This is a genomic window from Oleiphilus sp. HI0079 (assembly GCF_001635105.1).
On record NZ_LWFT01000252.1, the window covers coordinates 1 to 640 of the forward strand.

Consider the following 640-nt stretch of genomic DNA (forward strand, 5'->3'; position numbering starts at 1 on the left):
CAAGCTCTCTCCATATCCATCAAAATATTGGACAAGGCCACGTAGACGACCATGAAGTGGAAAGCTGTAAGATAGCTCGAAAGCGCCTTTGTGCGTTTTCGTATTGCTCCGAATAAGTGTACCAATTTGATAGTCTGATCGCTCGTACGCCGCTTTCAGCTCAAAATGGCCGTAATAGTCTTCGATATCCGGGTTGTCGTCGCCTTTTGCAGGAGGCGGCGTTGAGGGATCGCCATCATCCACCTTTTCATCTTCCGGTATTCTGTACCAGGGCTGTATATAAATGGCCCAGTTCGGTCGAATGAAGCCAAGTCCAACATAGGCTCGATTCCAGCTACGGCTAAGTAGCTGACTACGCCCGTTGCTCTCGTGCTCAAAACCGGTTCGGAAGAAGAACGCACCATTCAGATCGGGGAGGTTGATGGGCGTTTGATAGAAAATCTCTGGTCGGTAATTGGTTTCACGAAACGGTGCAGATATCTCGCTATTGTATGCCTGCCAAAATGACTTCATTGTAAAGCCGAAGTAAACACCGTCTTCAGGATGCAGCATACTGGTCTCGAGAAGGGGGACCTTAAAGCTTATCTGGAGTTTTATTTCGGTATTTTCAAAGGGATTTTCTTCCAAATAGTCTGTACCT

Annotated in this window: 1 protein-coding gene; it reads right to left on the bottom strand. The window is 47.2% G+C overall.

Features of this window, described 5'->3' with window-relative positions:
• Nucleotides 1-640 (bottom strand): phospholipase A (locus A3750_RS03725; protein ID WP_231871698.1); only part of this gene is annotated, 640 nt, incomplete at both ends.